The 17,727-nt window shown below is 40.3% G+C and carries 14 protein-coding genes and 1 pseudogene; 10 read left to right on the top strand and 5 right to left on the bottom strand.

Going from position 1 to position 17,727, the window contains the following annotated elements:
* Positions 1-105 precede the first annotated feature (105 nt).
* Positions 106-1,905 carry an iron uptake porin gene (locus tag HWQ58_RS37145; protein ID WP_292873666.1) on the top strand — a complete coding sequence of 600 codons (1,800 nt, stop codon included), beginning with the start codon at positions 106-108 and terminating at the stop codon, positions 1,903-1,905.
* A 112-nt stretch (positions 1,906-2,017) separates the two neighbouring features.
* On the opposite strand, the gene HWQ58_RS37140 is transcribed toward HWQ58_RS37145, so the two are convergent.
* A complete protein-coding gene (locus HWQ58_RS37140; RefSeq protein WP_292873664.1) occupies positions 2,018-2,887 on the bottom strand; it encodes a pentapeptide repeat-containing protein in 870 nt (289 codons plus the stop codon).
* A 261-nt stretch (positions 2,888-3,148) separates the two neighbouring features.
* Here HWQ58_RS37140 and HWQ58_RS37135 point away from each other — a divergent pair, with 261 nt between their 5' ends.
* On the top strand, positions 3,149-4,159 hold the full coding sequence (locus HWQ58_RS37135) for an ABC transporter ATP-binding protein (protein WP_292873662.1): 1,011 nt from the start codon (positions 3,149-3,151) through the stop codon (positions 4,157-4,159).
* A complete protein-coding gene (locus tag HWQ58_RS37130; protein WP_292873660.1) occupies positions 4,160-4,972 on the top strand; it encodes an ABC transporter permease in 813 nt (270 codons plus the stop codon). It begins immediately after the preceding gene.
* Positions 4,973-4,979: 7 nt separating this feature from the next.
* Here HWQ58_RS37130 and HWQ58_RS37125 read toward each other — a convergent pair whose 3' ends face one another.
* Together HWQ58_RS37125 and HWQ58_RS37120 are read right to left on the bottom strand one after the other, a co-directional pair.
* A complete protein-coding gene (locus HWQ58_RS37125; protein ID WP_292873658.1) occupies positions 4,980-5,156 on the bottom strand; it encodes a hypothetical protein in 177 nt (58 codons plus the stop codon).
* Positions 5,157-5,172: 16 nt separating this feature from the next.
* Entirely contained in the window at positions 5,173-5,493 is a 321-nt protein-coding gene (locus HWQ58_RS37120) for a four helix bundle protein (protein WP_292873656.1), read from the bottom strand.
* A 174-nt stretch (positions 5,494-5,667) separates the two neighbouring features.
* Here HWQ58_RS37120 and HWQ58_RS37115 point away from each other — a divergent pair, with 174 nt between their 5' ends.
* The 5 genes and pseudogenes from HWQ58_RS37115 to HWQ58_RS37095 all read left to right on the top strand — a co-directional run.
* Positions 5,668-7,404, top strand: a complete 1,737-nt coding sequence (locus HWQ58_RS37115) for a Gldg family protein (protein WP_292873752.1) — start codon at positions 5,668-5,670, stop codon at positions 7,402-7,404.
* Positions 7,405-7,461: 57 nt separating this feature from the next.
* The gene (locus HWQ58_RS37110; protein WP_292873654.1) at positions 7,462-8,088 is read left to right on the top strand and encodes a DUF4340 domain-containing protein; all 627 of its coding nucleotides are present in this window, start codon (positions 7,462-7,464) and stop codon (positions 8,086-8,088) included.
* Positions 8,089-8,114: 26 nt separating this feature from the next.
* Positions 8,115-8,969, top strand: a complete 855-nt coding sequence (purU, locus tag HWQ58_RS37105) for a formyltetrahydrofolate deformylase (protein ID WP_292873652.1) — start codon at positions 8,115-8,117, stop codon at positions 8,967-8,969.
* Positions 8,970-9,082: 113 nt separating this feature from the next.
* The gene (locus HWQ58_RS37100; protein WP_292873650.1) at positions 9,083-9,928 is read left to right on the top strand and encodes a GNAT family N-acetyltransferase; all 846 of its coding nucleotides are present in this window, start codon (positions 9,083-9,085) and stop codon (positions 9,926-9,928) included.
* A gap of 19 nt (positions 9,929-9,947) precedes the next feature.
* A pseudogene (locus HWQ58_RS37095) lies at positions 9,948-10,106 on the top strand (histone deacetylase); the annotation flags it as partial.
* A gap of 121 nt (positions 10,107-10,227) precedes the next feature.
* On the opposite strand, the gene HWQ58_RS37090 reads toward HWQ58_RS37095, so the two are convergent.
* Both HWQ58_RS37090 and HWQ58_RS37085 read right to left on the bottom strand, forming a co-directional pair.
* A complete protein-coding gene (locus tag HWQ58_RS37090) occupies positions 10,228-10,725 on the bottom strand; it encodes a hypothetical protein (RefSeq protein WP_292873648.1) in 498 nt (165 codons plus the stop codon).
* Between the two features lie 508 nt (positions 10,726-11,233).
* On the bottom strand, positions 11,234-12,520 hold the full coding sequence (locus HWQ58_RS37085; RefSeq protein WP_292873646.1) for a hypothetical protein: 1,287 nt from the start codon (positions 12,518-12,520) through the stop codon (positions 11,234-11,236).
* A gap of 143 nt (positions 12,521-12,663) precedes the next feature.
* On the opposite strand from HWQ58_RS37085, the gene HWQ58_RS37080 reads away from it, so the two are divergent.
* Both HWQ58_RS37080 and HWQ58_RS37075 read left to right on the top strand, forming a co-directional pair.
* Entirely contained in the window at positions 12,664-15,240 is a 2,577-nt protein-coding gene (locus HWQ58_RS37080; RefSeq protein ID WP_292873644.1) for a dynamin family protein, read from the top strand.
* A gap of 108 nt (positions 15,241-15,348) precedes the next feature.
* Positions 15,349-17,637 (top strand): FUSC family protein, encoded by a 2,289-nt coding sequence (locus HWQ58_RS37075; RefSeq protein ID WP_292873642.1) that lies wholly within the window; start codon positions 15,349-15,351, stop codon positions 17,635-17,637.
* The last annotated feature ends 90 nt before the right edge of the window (positions 17,638-17,727 follow it).

Raw genomic sequence — 17,727 nt, 5'->3', positions numbered from 1 at the left:
AGTATTTAATTATTGAGAGCTTGCTTTGGCAAGTTAGCTTTAGCTTGTGAATAATTAGTATTCGCAAAAAACAGTGGTGTTTTATTTTGTGTGTGAGGAATGACTGTGAATTACTACAAGTTAATCTGTGCGAAAAGAGTTACTTGGCTGTGCTTACTTACTGCTTTTATTTCACTGGGTGCATCTCCTGCAACGGCTCAACTAACTGCTGACAATCCTGTAAACAATTTTGATAGCACAGACAAAGACAACAGTAGCATTTTTTCAACTAATTTTAATTCTTTAGAATCTAATGCGATCGCTCAAGTAAATTCAGTATCTCAATTATCTGATGTTAAAACAACAGATTGGGCATTTCAAGCACTGCAATCGGTAGTGGAGCGTTACGGTTGCATTGTGGGATATCCTGACAGTACTTACAAAGGAAATCGTGCCTTAAGCCGTTATGAATTTGCTGCTGGCTTGAATGCTTGCTTGGATAGAATCAACGAACTGATTGCTACTAGCACTGGTGATTTAGTTAAGAAAGAAGATTTAACTACTCTCCAAAAACTTCAAGAACAATTTGCATCTGAACTTGCAACACTACGCGGTCGAGTAGATGCCTTAGAAACTCACACAGCTACCTTAGAAAAGCAACAGTTTTCTACCACAACTAAACTTAATGGCGAAGCGATTTTTTCTTTGTCCACAGCGACAGGTGGAGAACCAGGTAGCCAAGATGCTAAATTAGCCTTCAATAATCGCGTCAGGCTGAATCTTACCAGCAGCTTTAACGGCAGTGATTTGTTCATTGTTGGACTTCAAGCTTACAACTTTAGATCGACAGGTTCATTTTATGAAAGAGGAACCATTCAAGGCCAAATACTGCCGAATTCAAGTTTTTTTGGCGCAGGCTCAACCAAGTTAAGTTTTGAACCTCAATTTTCTGGTTTTAACCCCCAGACACTGCAACCTGACGGCGGAGCAAACTCAGTTAGTCTTTACAAGCTAGCCTATGTCTTACCGTTGTCTCAGAAATTCGTTGTTTTTGGTGGAACAAATGCAGAGATTACAGATGTTTTTCCTGCTATCACTCCCTACGCTAGCGATAGTCAAGGTGCAATCTCTCGATTTGCAGGTTACAACGCTGCCGTTAGAATCACAGGAGGTACTTCTGGTACGGGTTTATTAGCGGGTGCTGGTTTCTTGTGGAATCCTTCAAAACAAGTAGGACTCGGAGTTATCTATGGTAGTGGTTCAGCTTCAATACCAGAAGATCGCGGACTTTTGAACACACCTTTGGGAGGAGGTTTCTTTAACGGTACACAAGCAATTGCTGCACAACTAACCCTCAAACCAATCTCAACTATTGATATCGGCATCAACTATGCACACAGCTACCACACAATCAATATTCTAGGTACAGGCTTGGGTAGCGCTGATATTGCTTCTATTCGATTTACTCCCAATGCAGCACAACTAGCGAGGTTTGGTGGTGACGCTACACTAGCAACTCTTGATGAGCCAATCAATGTAAATTCTGTGGGTGCAACGGTAACGTGGCGGTTTGCGCCGAAAACATCTTTGTCACTATCAGGTGCGTTGCTTTTTGCTAATCTCTTGAATGTAGATGCCTCTACAACCTTTAGTAGCTGGTCGGCTGGGTTGCATTTTAAAGATATATTTCATGAAGGAAACACCGCCGCCGTCATTTTTGGACAGCCGCTTTATCGACAATCTGTAGCGGGAATTGCTTCTCGTCCAGAAGACACGACTCCCTACCATTTAGAAACGTTTTATAACTATCGGGTCAATGACAATATCTCCATTACCCCTGGTGTCTATTTCATCTTCAGTCCCGAAGGCTTTAGTGCTAACGACACAGCAATTGTAGGCGCATTTCGCACTACTTTTGCCTTTTAGAGCGCTGGGGCGTGTTTTCAAAGTCTTAGATCCCTTCAACCCCCCTTTAAGCAGGGCTAAAAGTCTATTGCTTCACTTGACTATTTTTATGGATTATCCAAAATTTAGGTGATTAATTTTGAAAACATCCTTTCTTAATTTTACTAAAAATAAAAGGTCGCTCTAAATACTCTCCTAACCTAGACTTGCAAGCAGGTAGTCCTAATTTGGCGCGAAATTCTTCGTCATATACCGCTTCTTCCCAATTTTGTGCTAATTTAATCTGCTCAGTCGTCAGATTTTTAGCATGACGAAAATCTGTTCTATCTACATTACTTTGAGTCAAGTCAACATCATAGAGGTTAGCACCTCTTAAATCTACTCCATGTAATTCTGCAACATTTAATCTAGCACTACTCAAATCTATATATCTTAAGTCTGAGAACGTTAATTCACTATAGGTTAAATCAGCATTTTGTAAGTTTGCTGATTGAAGATTAACACTATGAAAGCTGACATGAGACAAATTAGCATTTTGTAAGTTTGCTGATTGAAGATTGACATCCCCAAAGGTGACGTAAGATAAATTAGCGTTGTTGAGATTTGCTCCTACTAAATCTACATTTGCAAGGAACGTACTTTTTAAGTTAGCACTACTTAAATTTGCAGCACGAAGATTACTATCATAAATAGATAAGCCAGAAAGATTAGTATCAGAAAAGTTAGCTGATTGTAAGTTAACTTTCTCTAACGAAACTTTATAGTCTGCATTACAACTAAAATCAATATCACCAATTTCTGAAAATCCAGATTCTCCACGATCATCTTCAGATTTATCAGTCCATCGCATCTCTGCTTGGCGTAAATCAGCACCTCGTAAATTTGCACCATTTAATTTAGCATCTGTGAGTTCCGCTTGACGCAAGTCAGCTTCTGCTAAATTCGTATTGCTTAAATCTGCACCACCTAAATCACACTTGGGACATTTTTTAGTTGTCAGCAACTGCTTTATGTGATTGAGATTTGCAGTTCTTTTAGCCTCACAATCTGTACAACCAAGAAGAAAACTAATTAATAGAACTGATGCAATTAGTTCTTTTAATTTTATATACATACTCAATTAGGAATTATCAATTATTTTGACACAAAGAGATTTTTCAGGAACTTTACCCTTTGTCAGCTAATCTTAGTGCCAGTCCCCCATACCCAATATTGCGATCTAAGATTGTTGGGTATATTATAAATTGCGATCGCCACTATACGGATGATTGAAGTTGAACATCTGAGTAAAATATACGGCTCTACCCCAGCGATTACTGATGTCACCTTTAGCGTCGAACCTGGGGAGATTTTAGGGTTGTTGGGTCCCAATGGCGCTGGAAAAACCACAACCATGAGGATTCTGGCTGGTTATTTACCGGCAACTAATGGAAATGCCCGGATTGCTGGTTATGATGTCCATGAAAATTCTCTGGCTGTGCGCCAACGGATTGGTTATTTACCGGAAACACCGCCGTTATATCCAGATATGACGGTGGAGGGATTTTTGCATTTTGTCGCCCGAATTAAGGGAGTTCCAGGAGGCGATCGCCCCAACAAGGTAACAGCCGCCATCGAACGCTGCAACTTAGAAGATAAGCGGCGGGTAATTATTCGCAAACTCTCAAAAGGATATCGCCAACGTGTAGGAATTGCTCAAGCGATCGTCCACGATCCCCCAGCAATCATTCTTGATGAACCCACCGTCGGACTCGATCCCCGACAAATAATTGAAGTGCGAAATTTAATTAAAAGTCTTGCTGGTACTCACACAATTATTCTTTCCACGCACATTCTGCCAGAAGTGAGTATGACTTGTAGCCGCGTCGCCATTATCAATCGCGGAAAAGTAGTGGCAACTAATACACCAGAAAACCTGATGACTCAGTTGACAGGTGGCTCAGGGTATGAATTAGAAATAGAAGGAGAAGCTGCCCTAGCGAAACAGGTATTGCAAAAAGTCGCGGGTGTGAGTTTGGTAGAATCAATTCCCACAGCCGGAATACATAGCCATCAACCCCAGGCAAATCGCGCTTACCTGCGGGTGATATCGCAACCGGGAAAAGAACCAGGACGCGATATTGCCACAACATTAGTGCGTGCAGGATTCGGTTTACACGAACTGCGGCGGGTTAACGCTACCTTAGAAGATGTATTCTTGCAACTGACCACAGAAGAAAAGAATTTCGATCCTGAGGTAGATTTAGCAGCAAACAACGAAGGAGAAGCAGCGTAAATGGGTATAGTGCTGAGTAATATTATTGCCATTTATCGCCGAGAGTTACAGAGTTATTTTGTATCGCCTTTAGCTTATGCGATCGCAGGCATATTTTGGTTCCTCGCGGGGTTATTCTTCGTGATGATTTTGCTAGGACCAGATGGCATTTTAGTAGGAGTTGCGGCAATAGATGCACAAGGGCAACAGCTGGGAGTACCAGTACCACCTATAGATGTCCCCTACGAATTTATTCGGGCATTTTTGGATCGCATGGGATGGCTATTGTTGTTTATTCTGCCCATACTTTCGATGGGACTCTATGCCGAAGAACGGAAGCGGGGCACTTTAGAACTATTAGCCACCTCACCAATCACCAATTGGGCGGTAGCTGTAGGTAAATTATTAGGTGTGATCACATTTTTTATCGCAATAATTGTACCCATGCTAGTGTTGGAAGCGATCGCCATCAGCGGCTCAAATCCACCAATGACACCCTCAATTCCCTTGCTCGGTCATTTTGGATTAATCTTACTAGCAGCGGCAATTTTATCTGTAGGAATGTTTATTTCCTCATTAACAGACAGCACAATTCTATCAGCCGTTCTTACCTTTGCAGTAATCTTATTATTGTTATTGATTGATTTAATCGCCAAAATTGTCCCTGGCCCCGTAGGCGAAGCTTTAGGTTATCTGTCGTTGCTGAAACATTACAACACCTTAATTCAAGGCATTTTTGATACTACTGCCTTGATTTTATTCGCCAGTTACATTTTTTTGGGAATCTTTCTCACAGCTCAATCAATTGATGCACTGCGTTTTCAAAGGCAATAGTCATTTGTCATTGGTCATTTGTCATTTGTCCTTGGTCATCTGGTACATTGCCAATTGAGTTTAGGTAGGAGTTTAATTTAGGTGCTATAGCAATACGATTTGATTCCTGAATTACTCGTAGAGACTGGGGACTGGGGACTGGGGACTGGGAAGAAGGAATAAAGGTGTACTGAGTTTTTTTCAAAAATCAAATATGAGTCCTATAGTTCGTTAATAATTGTTTTGATTGCATTTATCTGCTCGGTAGTTAATAAGTTACGAGTGTAAGCCCGTCTTAACCAATGTTGAGTTTCATTCAAAGAACCTTTAGCTATTTTGATAAAACGTCTATTTTCTTGAAAACTACCTCTGACTACACCTTCTGCTATATTGGCGCCGATACTATCTACCGAACGGACAATCTGTTTACCAATCGTATCTTTTGCAAAAAAGTTCCATCCTTCAACAATTTTCCAAATGTCATCTGCTAATTGTTCTGATAATTGATACACCTGTAATTCTTGAAACCGCTTTGTTGCCATTGATTCAGTTGTCTTGCTAATTTTTATTTAATAAATCAATTTTCGTGCATATATTTATTACTTGTCACTAATTTGTGATATATGACCAACGACAAATAATAAATGACCAATGACCAACGACAAATAACAAATGACCAATGACCAATGACCAATGACAAATGACAAATGACAAATATGAAGATAGTTGCAAAAAAGAAACTGTGGAAATATCTGTTTTGGTTGGGCCCGTTCCTAATTACTGTCGGCTTAACAGTTGGGTTAGTCTCTGAACAGTGGGGATTAATTCCATTAGTATTTCTAATTGCGGGAATTGTTATCAGTGGGTTGGGGATAATATGGCAAAGCTACCAGAGTAACTGGTGGAACCGTCGTTCTACCCAAGCCGGGACTAATGCCCTAGTGGCAACTCTGGCAATATTAGCAATTTTGGGATTGATTAACTTTTTGGGAACTCGCTATCACTTACGGGCAGACTTAACAGAGGCTCAATTATTTACCCTTGCACCCCAGTCACGTGAATTAGTAAAGGTTTTGCCACAGCCTGTTAAAGTGTGGGTGTTTGATATTAACCAAAATCCCCAAGACCGAGAATTACTAGAAAATTATCAACGCCAAAGCTCAAAATTTAAATACGAGTATATCGATCCCCAAGCTAGACCAGGACTTGCAGAAAAGTTTGGCGTTAAAGATTATGGAGAAGTTCATTTAGAATCTGGCGATAAACGGCAATTAGTACAAACAGTAAATGAAAATGAGCGCTTGTCAGAAATCAGATTAACTAGTCGCCTGCAACAACTAACAAATTCAACCACAGCCGAAGTTTACTTACTGCAAGGTCATGGCGAACGCCAACTTTCGCCTGGTAAAGATGCAATATCACAAGCAGTTCAGGGATTAGGCGAGAAAAATTTCACAACATCATCCTTGAATTTAGGAGAAACTTCCAAAGTTCCTCAAGATGCGGCTGTCGTAATAGTAGCTGGCCCCAAGCGAGGACTATTTGAAGGTGAAGTCAAAGCTTTGCAAGACTACCTTAATCGCGGTGGTAATTTACTGCTGATGATCGATCCTAATACCGATCCCAAACTTAACAGTTTGCTACAAGAGTGGGGTGTTCGTCTGGATAATCGTTTAGCAGTCGATGTTTCTGGAGAAAGCGTTGTGGGACTTGGCCCTGCTGCGCCCTTAGTAACGGAATACGGACAACATCCAATTACCAAAGATTTCAGTAACGGTAATTCTTTTTATCCAGTTGCACGACCACTGGAAATTACCTCTGTGCCTGGTGTTCAGGCTACTCCACTGTTACGAACCAAACCCTACCCCAACAGTTGGGCAGAAAGCGATCTCCAAAGCGAAAAATTAGAGTTTAATGCAGATAAAGACTTGAAAGGGCCTTTAACCTTAGGCGTTGCCTTAACAAGAAAACAAACACCCAAATCTACTTCCACTCCCCAAGCTTCACCTACACCTTCACCCCTACCATCACCAAGCACTCAAAGCAAGACTAGCCCTACTGCTTCCCCTTCCCCCAAGACTCCGCAAGCCTTACCCTTACCATCACCAACGACTCAAAGCAAGGCTTCCCCCACTCCCCCTGCCCCCCCCGCTCCTGCCCCTGCTGCCTCATCTCAAACAGCCACTGAGTCACGGTTAGTAGTTTTAGGAAATTCCAATTTCGCCACCGATGGTTTATTTCAACAGCAATTAAATGGAGATGTATTCCTCAACTCAGTTACTTGGCTGAGTCAACAGGATGAGCAACCCCTTTCCATTCGTCCCAAAGAACCGAAAAACCGGCGGATAACCCTGACAACCACACAAGGTAATCTTTTAATATTGTCATCTCTGTTGGTTTTACCCTTAATTGGGTTTGCGATCGCAGTTATTATTTGGTGGAAACGACGGTAGAGTGAAGAATTCCCCCTCAATTCCAATGACAAATGACAAATGACAAATGACTAAAAAATGAAATTGCCACGAACGACTTTAATTTTGATACTGCTAGCGCTGGGTTTAGGTGGTTTTGTTTACTTCTATGAAATTCGGGGTGCAACTGTGCGAGAAGAAACAAAAGAGCAAAAGCAGAAAATTTTCTCTTTTGCAGAAGATGATGTGCAGTCTTTAACAGTCAAGACAAAAAAACTCACCCTGAATCTGGAACGTAGCCCTGAATCTTCTAGTAACCCCAAGTGGTTAATCAAATCTCCGATATCTGGGCCAGCAAATGATGCTATTGTTTCTTATTTAATCGATTTGTTGGTCAAGGGTAATAGCGATAGCACTTTATCAACTCCAGTAAAACAGCTTGGAGAATTTACCTTAGATCCACCCCAAGCTATCATCAATATCACCCTGAAAAACCAACATAGCCATCAGTTAATTTTAGGTAAATCTAACTTTAACAGTCGTTTCTTGTATGCTCAAGCTGACCCTGCTGCAAAACCTGATGGTAATATAAATGTGCTGTTGGTATCTACAGATTTTGCAAATGCCGTGAATCGGGAACTATCAGAGTGGAAACAACCTGTAGATAATAGTCAGAAACTTCCTTCGCTCACCATTCCCAATCCGAGTCCGACAAACAGCAAATAATTAATTTCAAATCTGGCGATATTATTATGACAAATCCGACAGCAACATTGCTGATTTCCTGCCCCGATCAACGAGGATTGGTGGCAAAATTTGCCAATTTCATCTATTCCAATGGTGGTAATATCATCCATGCAGATCAGCACACAGATTTTGCTGCTGGGTTATTCCTTACGCGCATTGAATGGCAGTTGGAGGGGTTCAATTTACCGCGAGAATTTATTGCCCCGGCTTTTAATGCAATTGCTCAACCTTTAGGCGCTAAGTGGGAAATACGTTTTTCTGATACAGTACCACGCATTGCTATTTGGGTAAGTCGGCAAGACCATTGTCTATTTGATTTAATTTGGCGACAACGCGCCAAAGAATTTGTGGCTGAAATTCCTTTAATTATTAGTAACCATTCTAATTTAAAAGTAGTAGCAGAACAATTTAATATTGACTTCCAACACATTCCTATCACTAAAGATAATAAATCAGAACAAGAAGCCCAACAACTAGAATTACTTTGTAAATACAAAATAGATTTAGTTGTATTGGCGAAATATATGCAGATTATTAGTGCAGATTTTATTAGTCAATTTCCGCAAATTATTAATATACATCATTCATTTTTACCAGCTTTTATTGGAGCCAACCCTTATCACCGAGCTTTTGAACGTGGTGTAAAAATTATTGGTGCAACGGCGCATTATGCCACTGCTGATTTAGATGCAGGCCCAATTATTGAACAGGATGTAGTGCGAGTCAGTCACCGTGATGAAGTTGATGATTTGGTGAGAAAAGGCAAAGATTTGGAGAGAATTGTATTAGCAAGAGCGGTGCGATCGCATTTACAAAATCGTGTCTTAGTATATGGAAATCGAACAGTAGTATTCGAGTGATTTTATATTCGAACGAATGTAATTGTACGAATGAGTATAAAAATATTAAGAGTTATTGCTGGGTTTGCGAAAGCGAAGTTAAATAGTTAACAGCCTGATAGTAAGAAGATATTATGATCCCTGACAACTTCATCGTCCGCAAAATGAACAGGTCGGAAATTGATTTGGCGATTACTTGGTCAGCAAGCGAAGGTTGGAATCCAGGAAGGTATGATGCTGAATCTTTTTATCAAACTGACAAGAACGGTTTTTTCTTGGGCAAGTTGAATGGTGAGCCGGTAGGGTGCATTTCTGCTGTTGCTTACGATCAACACTTCAGTATTATAGCTTTTTACGTTGTGAAACCCCAATTTCGTGGGCAGGGGTTCGGTATAAAAATTTGGAAGACAGCAATTGACTATCTAGGTACTGACCGTAACATCGCTTTGGATGGTGTACTAGCTCAACAAGATAATTACAAAAAGTCTGGCTTCCAAATCGCTTATAACCATATTCGTTATCAAGGGGTGGGCGGCGGTGTTGTGCCTGCTGGTATCGTCGAACTGAAAACAGTGCCTTTTGAAGAATTGGTAGCTTACGATTGCCAACTTTTTCCTTCTAAGCGTTCAGTGTTTCTGCGACATTGGATTGAACAGCCAGAAAGTGCTGCTTTCGGGTTTCTCAAAAATGGATATCTTGTTGGTTACGGAGTTATCCGGTCTGCTTATACAGGTTTTCGGATTGGGCCACTGTTTGCTAATGACGAAGAAATTGCTGAAGCATTATTTCAAGCATTGCTTGCAGAAAATCCTCATGCTCCAGTGTTTCTTGATGTGCCGGATACAAATGTACAAGCGATTAACCTAGTTCAACGTTACCAATTGCAGCCAGTCTCTCAAACCGCTCGGATGTACACTAAAGAAATTCCTAGTTTACCTATTAATCGCGTCTTTGCTGTGACAAGTTTGGAACTAGGTTAGAGACGGACAAACAACGTGTTTACAGCCCCAAGATTACGCCATACTGACTGATTATTGTTTCAAGATTACACCGCGAATCCTTTTCGGTTTGGAGGGTGGTTATGAATTAGACAGTCTTTCTCTATCTGTGCTTGAGACAGTCAAACAGTGTTTAAAAGTTTTTGTTGTCAACTCATAAAAGATTATTTAATAGCTGGCTAAAATTTCTACATGGCTAAATGCAGCCGATACAGTTACAGGCAATTTGTAGCCACCTCCATGAGTAGATATCACTGGAATTGATGATTTTTTAGCTAACTCTAGTACATTTTTTGAAAACCTTGAGTTTGAGCATATTTGGCTGCTGCTGCTAACGGATTGAGTAAACAATAACCATGCCCCCAATCTCTATGTGCATGATGTCCTGGTAGGGTAAAACAGTAAGCACGCTCTAGTACACCTTTTTTCATGTTATCTATTGCTTCTAGCAATCCTCCCAAGCCGTACAAATAGCTAGGAAGACAATATTCCAATCCTTCACATTCGCCACCATTTTTCGGTAACGAATTATCGATATCACTATGTTTATTTAAAGCTTTTAAAATTAGATTTTTCAGATAAATATTTGTATGGACTTGCAGATAATCAGCCAAATGGGCTTTTCGTACTGGTAGGATTGGGTAATTAGTTAATATTTTTGCTAATTCCAGCCTGACTTGACTGTAGTAAGGAAATGAATAACCTGTCCAGGAAATTGTATGACTTGGCTTAGATGTGTAACAAGTATGTGGATGTAAGTAAACTGCAAATTTTGTCATAAATATTTTTTTAAATTTACTCAGGTAGACTGCTCAGTTGATTCTAGTTGAAGATAATCTGCATTGCCTTCCAAAACCATTAATAAGTCTCGGCTGTGGCAAATAAAAGTAAGAAATTAAGGGCTGGATTTTCTTACTTTTGGGAGTATTGTTTCTATTTGCTATCTTGAGGCGATCGCACTTTATGAAAACCTCCTAGAACAGCAGGAAAAGGCTCACAACGAAACTCTGGAACAACGTGAGGCTGAAAAGATGTGGATTTACCAAAAGCGCCAAGAACTTGAGCAAGTACAGAATGGGCTGGAAGTCATTTTCACTAAATGCGCCATTGTTTAATCGCCTGACTTACAGACTTCTCTTTTTGATTTTATGTTAGTTTGCGTGTGTCAACCTTGATAAATTTTAAGAGGTCAGTTGTTAACAAGTGTGACGATCGCAGCTACCAACAAATAAAGTCTGCCTACACAGACTTTAAAAAATAGTTATTTCAAGAATTGCCGTAGGCGTTTTAGTTAGCTGAAACTACTTCTGTCTCATCTTTCGATTTATCTCTAATGTTAAAGTAGTAATAAAGATTAGCAACAGTTAAGTCTGATGCCTGCTGCAAATTAGATGTAACTAATGTTTTATAACCAGTAATTACAGCTTCTTGACTAATATAAAATTCGTACTCTCGACGTAGTTCAGGCTCGAAGATAAATAGTAACTGGTCACGAAGCGAATAGAAATGAGATTTTTCGGTTAAACTCTCATATACTAATTGTTCTGGCGGTTCTGCTAAATTGATTGTAGAGTAGTGAGTATCTGGACTATTAAAATCAGCGCTACTTAAAAGTTTTAATTCTGATGAAGGAAGCGATCGCATCCAATCAACATGATTTTGCCACGAATCCAATACTACTAAATCATGATTTTTAATGCGGATAATTTCGGGAAATAGAAAATCAAGCTCATCATGTGATTCGCAGCGATGAATCACAGTGAGAGCATCTTGACAGATTTTATCCTGGAGATGAGACAGGCGATCGCTCACTGCTGAAACCTCATTCTGCACTTGATAAGTTGCAACAATAGCCTGTTCAATTGCCCAAGCGCATTCGAGTCTGCGTAGTTGACCTGCTGCACAGGTTTCTTCCAGTAGATGCGGATTGCTGTAATCTGCTAAAGCCGCAAATAACATTCCCCTCACGTCATCAATCTCAGCGTTTCTTCGGCTGAAATCTTGCAATTGCATCGCTGAACGGAAGCGGTTCATCGCCTGGATAAACACTCCATACGCCCTCACTAAAGCTGTGCGATGTTGTTCAAATTTGATATCTTGGGCTACTTGTTCGATTATTTGTCTAATTTCTACTCCTTGGTCTTTTAAGGCTTGTTTCAAGTCAATAAAACCGTTTTTGACTTCTAGCCTCATTTGCTCTACTTCTTTTCTTAATTTCAATGTCTGATGCAGGTTGACTGCTGTTAATGCTATACCTGCTACAGTTCCTACACCAATCAAGGCTGTAGTTGCTTGCAGCACACCCAAGCTAGTCTGTATAGTTTGCAATCCATTCAGTACTGCTGTAAAGCCTTGCTGAGTTTGATACATCTGCGCCCCACTCGTGACTAGATTAGAAGCTGCTATCAGTGGAGATAAAGGGCTGTTGTTAACAGTAGCACCAATAGCATGGCCTACAAACTTTCCGGTAACTGTATCTCTAGCCATGCTTAAGGGTACTCCATTGCTAAAGACTTGTAGATATTTACCAGCATCAATACCACCTTGAATTGCAGGCGCAAATTGAAACAGCATATTTTTAGGTTGCTAAAAGCTAATTTTCTTGAGCCTAACTGGTATAAAAAAGTAAAGATAACCGTATTTATTCGGTATATTAATTAATTTTGTCTAAATCTGGGCATACTAAGCCTGAAAAACTCTCTCGCCTTACATAATTTATGGATACTTCACTAGTTAACTCTCAGGCTGTTGAGCTATTGTCGCAGATTACCGGACAAAAACTGACTCAAAAGAATCTCACGCCACCTGTGATATTTCTGGCAAATTTAGTCACGGTGCTGCTGGGAGTGATATTTGTAGATGGCATAGTAGCAGAGTCAGAAAAGCAACGTTTACTGACAACCCTTTATCGATTTAGTAATCCAGAAAGTGATGTGCGTAAGTTGACACATTTGATGATTAAGGGAGTCAAAGAAAATCAAGTTTATAAGCAAGTTAATAATTTACTAGCATTAGCGGCTCCCCTTTCAGAGTCAGAAAAGCTTTTGTTGATTGGTTTTGGCTATGAAATGTCAGCAGCAGATGGTCAAATTGACCCCCACGAGAAAAAATATTTGGAGATAGTTGCCAAGCACTTAGCCATTAAATCACAACATTTAGCAATTTTAGAAGCTGGTTTTACTCATCAAGAAAATGTGGAGCCTATTGCTTTAGATGAAGTACATTTTTTACTCAATCCTGCTCATTTTCAAGAACTGGATACTATATTTGTTAAGGCTGCTAGTGATATGTTAGCCACTCTACCCGCTAAACCAAAACACAAAATAACCAAACCGCACAGAAATGTATCTTACGGAGAATTGAAAAAGTTTCAGGAATATCGCAAACAAGTAGACAATTGTTGTTATCAGCTATTTCATATAATCCAAGACTGTACCAATCGTGGCTTCTTGCCTCACACTTTAATAGAGGAGTTAGGGAAAGTATCTCAAAAAATACAATCCCAGCGCTTTCGACTATCAGTGCTAGGCGAGTTTAGTCAAGGAAAATCAACCTTACTTAATGCCTTACTAGGTGAAGAAATTCAACCTGCCAGAGAGATTCCTTGTAGTGGTATGATAACAGTTTTAAAATATGGAATTCAAAAGCGGGTAGTCTGTCGTTATAAAGATGGACGAGAAGAAGAAATTCCTTTTGAGCAATATCAATTAAAGGCAACAATTTCAGAAGATGCAGCACTTGGATGTTTAAGTGATGAACTAGCACATGATGAAATTGATGAAATTGTTTTTGAGCATCCTGATTTAGAGTTATGCAGTAGTGGGGTAGAAATTGTAGATTCTCCAGGATTAAACGAACACCCTGACCGCACCGCTATTACTCAAAAATTACTGAAGGATACGGATGCAGTAATATTCTTAACTAATGCTTCACGTTCTCTAACTCAGGTAGAACGCGACTTACTCCAAGATGTGAGAACTCAACTAAATCATGGGAAAGAAAATGAACCTGCTAACAATCTTTTTGTAGTAGGAAACTTTATAGATTTAGTGCGTAGTGAAAAAGGACGTGAGCAAGTAAAACAGAGGATAGAAAGATTTATACAAGGTCAAAATCCTATAGTTGTAGGTGAAAACCGCGTTCATTTTATTTCTGCTCAAGCTGCGTTGGATGCAATTTTGCAGGGAACTGAAGATGAATATTTGAAAGCCTTCCAAAATTTTACCCAGTCTATTGAGAAGTTTTTGACGTTTGATAGTGGAATAGTAAAAATTAAGCACTCTATTAGTCAAATAAATAGAGTCATCGAAAAAGGTTTAGATGGGCTATATAAATCGAATGGTACTTTAGATGGAAAAATTCAAATTTCTGAAACAGAAAAGCAGACAATTTTAGAAAAAATAGGAGAAGCCAGTGGGCGCGATGTCAGAATCCGTCTGTTGGCAGATCAATTGATAGACAAAGTATTTGAGCAAGCTGCTGAATCTTGGAATGAATGGCGTGAAGGATTGGGCGATCGCATGGCTAAAAAAAGTCAACACTGGTATTCTGAACATAGCCCTGTTTGGAGCCAAGACAAACTCATTAGAGATTATACAAATCAATTTATTAGAGACTTGTCAAAAGAAATAGATGAATGGGAAAATACAAAACTTAAAGATGTAATTTTGCAAAAAAATATTAATTATTTAGACACTAGTATTGCGTATGAACTAGATGCAATTCAAGGTCAGTTTCAAAGCCTTGACGAACATATACAAACAAATTTCAGTCAACAGCTTAAACTTTCAATCAATGGTATAAATGATGACTTTATGGGTATGGGAGGATTTGGCGGTGGTGTTGGAATAGGTGGTGCTTTAGCTGCTGGATTAATTGTATTTACAGGACTTGGTTTTATTGCCGTAATTGTTGCAAGTGTAGCTGCTGCAATTGCGGGTTCGTTTGGTTTAGGAATGCTAGATTTTGATGGACTAAAAGACCAAATAAAGGGAAAAATTTTTGAACTAGGATTTGAAAAATTTGATGAATCTATAGATAAATTCTCTGAGAAATTAGATGAAATAGTTGGCTCAGTTTTTAATAGCCGAGTTGAATCAGCTAGTCGAGTAATCGCACAAGCGATCGCACTTTACGAAAATCTCCTCGAACAGCAGGAAAAAGCTCACAACGAAACTCTGGAACAACGTGAAGCTGAAAAAATGTGGATTTACCAAAAGCGCCAAGAACTTGAACAAGTACAGAATGGGCTGGAAGTCATTCTCAGTAAATGCACCAGTGATAGTAAAAATTAAACAACTGAATGACCTCAAAAGACATATTACAGACATCCTCCACGCAGTTATATCTGGCTAAAATGCTGTAAGAAGCGATCGCGCTTTGTTATAGTCGCCAGTCTCATAATGTCATTTACAGATAAACGTCCTTTGGGTTGGTTGTTGCAGCAGTTTCAACTCCAGCCAGGTAAGCCCGCCCTTTCCTCTGGATTGCGTAGCCTTTTTATACTGGGTGTTCCAATTGGAATTGGCATCCTTACAGGTCATGCTGCTGAAAGTGCGATCGCCACTATGGCAGCTTGGTTCGTTGGGATGGTAAATGTTGACGGAGCCTACCGTCAGCGAGCGATTGCAATGATCGCAGCTACGATTGGGGTAACTGTGATGTTCCTAATCGCAAGTCTGGTTAGTAGTTATCTCTGGTTAGCTGTCCCGACCACATTCTTGGTAATATTTATCACAGGTTTAGCAAATCTCTATGGCAACGTGGCTGCATCTGTCAGCTTGATTACTTCGATCATGTTTGTGATTGCGCTGGCTAGATTCGCTGCATTTTCTAATTTGCCTACTCTTATTCAACACTGTGGGCTATGTCTGGCTGGTGGAACATGGACAACTGTCTTGTCATTAGGACTGTGGGTGGTGCGTCCTTATGTACCTGCAATGCAGATAGTTGCTAACTGTTATCTCTCATTAAGCAATTTTGTGGACTTGGCAGGCCACAGAGCATTAAATCCAAAAGATCGTCAGCAGTGGGAACAGCAATTTTTGCAAGCTCAGGATACACTCATTCAGAACTTGACATCTGCCCGTAGCGTCTGGACAACTATCTGGACTAGGCAAAAAGGAGCTAACCTGCGGGGAAATCAGTTACTCGTATTAATTGAGGATATAAATCAAATTGTCAATTCTGTTGTAGCACTGAACGAACTGTTAGCGATCGCATCCGAACATCAACTATTTTCTCGGTTACAGCAAGAAATTCAGCAAGTTATACAACAGTCGGCAATTGCTTTGCAAATGTTATCAGAAGCGATCGCCAAAGGAAAAAACTCACCTCACTTAGGGGATCTGGATCGAAGTATTGAAGCACTAGAACACCAAAGGCAAGTTCTACGCTCTCAAGTCCTCAATCAAACAATCAATGCTCAGACAGATGAATATTCCGATCTAGTTAACCTTGGGAAGATTACAGCCAGTCTGACAAAGCTGGCAGAGCAAATTCATACTGATGCAGAGATTGTTACAGATTTAAGCCAAGGAAAACAGCGCAACAGCATTAGCCAACGAGATATTTCCCCACCAGCCCAACCAGAGCGTTCTACAATTATTGATACGCTACGAAATAACTTCACTTTTGATTCAGTCCTCTTTCGTCATGCGTTGCGTCTGGCACTAATCACAACGCTTGCGGAATTACTTGCCGAGCTATTCCAACTACCTAGAGGCTACTGGATAACGCTAACAGCTTTAGTTGCACTTAAACCCAACTTTGGTGGAACGTCACAGACAACAGTGCAAAGAGTCATTGGCACTATTTTGGGTGGAATTATCGGTATTGCTCTGGTTTTACTAGTTAAGAATTCATTAGCGAGTGCAGTTTGTTTCCTGGTGCTTGTGTTTGTTGCGATGTCGGTGCGACCGTTAAGCTACAGTATATTCACCATACTACTCACTCCCGCCATCATCTTGTTACTCAACATTATTAGTGCAGGTGGCTGGCAGGTTGGAGTATTGCGGATCTTCGATAGCTTTGCTGGGGGTGCCTTAGCACTGCTTGGTAGCTATTTGCTTTTCCCGCGTTGGGAACGACAGCAACTTCCTGCACAACTAGAAAAGACAATTCGAGCTAATCTTGCTTACTTTCAGCAAGTAATAGCTAACTATCTCCATCCAGAACATAATGCATTTGCTGATTCTATTAACACGCTACGCCACCAAGCAGCGCTAGAAAACGTCAACGCTAACGCCGCCGCTCAACGATTGTTCAGCGAACCTCGTCACATTCAGGGAGAAATCGAACCTGTAATGACGCTGATGGCATACATTCGTGGCTTTTTCAGTTCGGTAACAACTTTGGCAGAACATCTGCGGGAATTTAGCGGCGAGTACCAATTTACTGAACTCAAGCGACTTGCCGATACCATTGTCCAAGTTTTGGAAAACTTAGCAGATGCCCTTGGGCAGGGACAGCCACCTCAACCATTACCAGCGCTGGATAGCTATCTCGAAGCAATTCACAACCAAATAAAACAGCTACATACTGCTCGGTTATCAGAGATTGCCACCAATTCCAACACTTTAACTCCCACATTACAAGCCGTTCAAGAACAAACTCTGCTCTCCACAGAACTGGAGCGAATTGTTAATGAAATTAAAGTTATGCACTGTGTAATTGCTCGTCTGCAAGAATAATTTTCTTTTCGCGCTGGCGTTGCGTTTTACGTATCATATCATGTCCGGGTAATTAGTTACGATTAAACTCCAAATTGAATCCACCAGTGA

Origin of the sequence: Nostoc sp. LPT (assembly GCF_017115165.1) — a bacterium.
GTDB lineage: Bacteria > Cyanobacteriota > Cyanobacteriia > Cyanobacteriales > Nostocaceae > Nostoc.
The sequence above is the reverse complement of the archived record's forward strand: the minus strand, read 5'-3'. Positions and strand labels throughout refer to the sequence as shown.

Bases quoted from the DNA above. Each gene is read 5' to 3' on its own strand.
- purU (WP_292873652.1), top strand. From the start codon at position 8,115: ATGACAAATCCGACAGCAACATTGCTGATTTCCTGCCCCGATCAACGA.
- HWQ58_RS37115 (WP_292873752.1), top strand. From the start codon at position 5,668: ATGAAGATAGTTGCAAAAAAGAAACTGTGGAAATATCTGTTTTGGTTG.
- HWQ58_RS37110 (WP_292873654.1), top strand. From the start codon at position 7,462: ATGAAATTGCCACGAACGACTTTAATTTTGATACTGCTAGCGCTGGGT.
- HWQ58_RS37120 (WP_292873656.1), bottom strand. From the start codon at position 5,493: ATGGCAACAAAGCGGTTTCAAGAATTACAGGTGTATCAATTATCAGAA.
- HWQ58_RS37100 (WP_292873650.1), top strand. From the start codon at position 9,083: ATGATCCCTGACAACTTCATCGTCCGCAAAATGAACAGGTCGGAAATT.
- HWQ58_RS37130 (WP_292873660.1), top strand. From the start codon at position 4,160: ATGGGTATAGTGCTGAGTAATATTATTGCCATTTATCGCCGAGAGTTA.
- HWQ58_RS37135 (WP_292873662.1), top strand. From the start codon at position 3,149: ATGATTGAAGTTGAACATCTGAGTAAAATATACGGCTCTACCCCAGCG.
- HWQ58_RS37090 (WP_292873648.1), bottom strand. From the start codon at position 10,725: ATGACAAAATTTGCAGTTTACTTACATCCACATACTTGTTACACATCT.
- HWQ58_RS37080 (WP_292873644.1), top strand. From the start codon at position 12,664: ATGGATACTTCACTAGTTAACTCTCAGGCTGTTGAGCTATTGTCGCAG.
- HWQ58_RS37075 (WP_292873642.1), top strand. From the start codon at position 15,349: ATGTCATTTACAGATAAACGTCCTTTGGGTTGGTTGTTGCAGCAGTTT.
- HWQ58_RS37085 (WP_292873646.1), bottom strand. From the start codon at position 12,520: ATGCTGTTTCAATTTGCGCCTGCAATTCAAGGTGGTATTGATGCTGGT.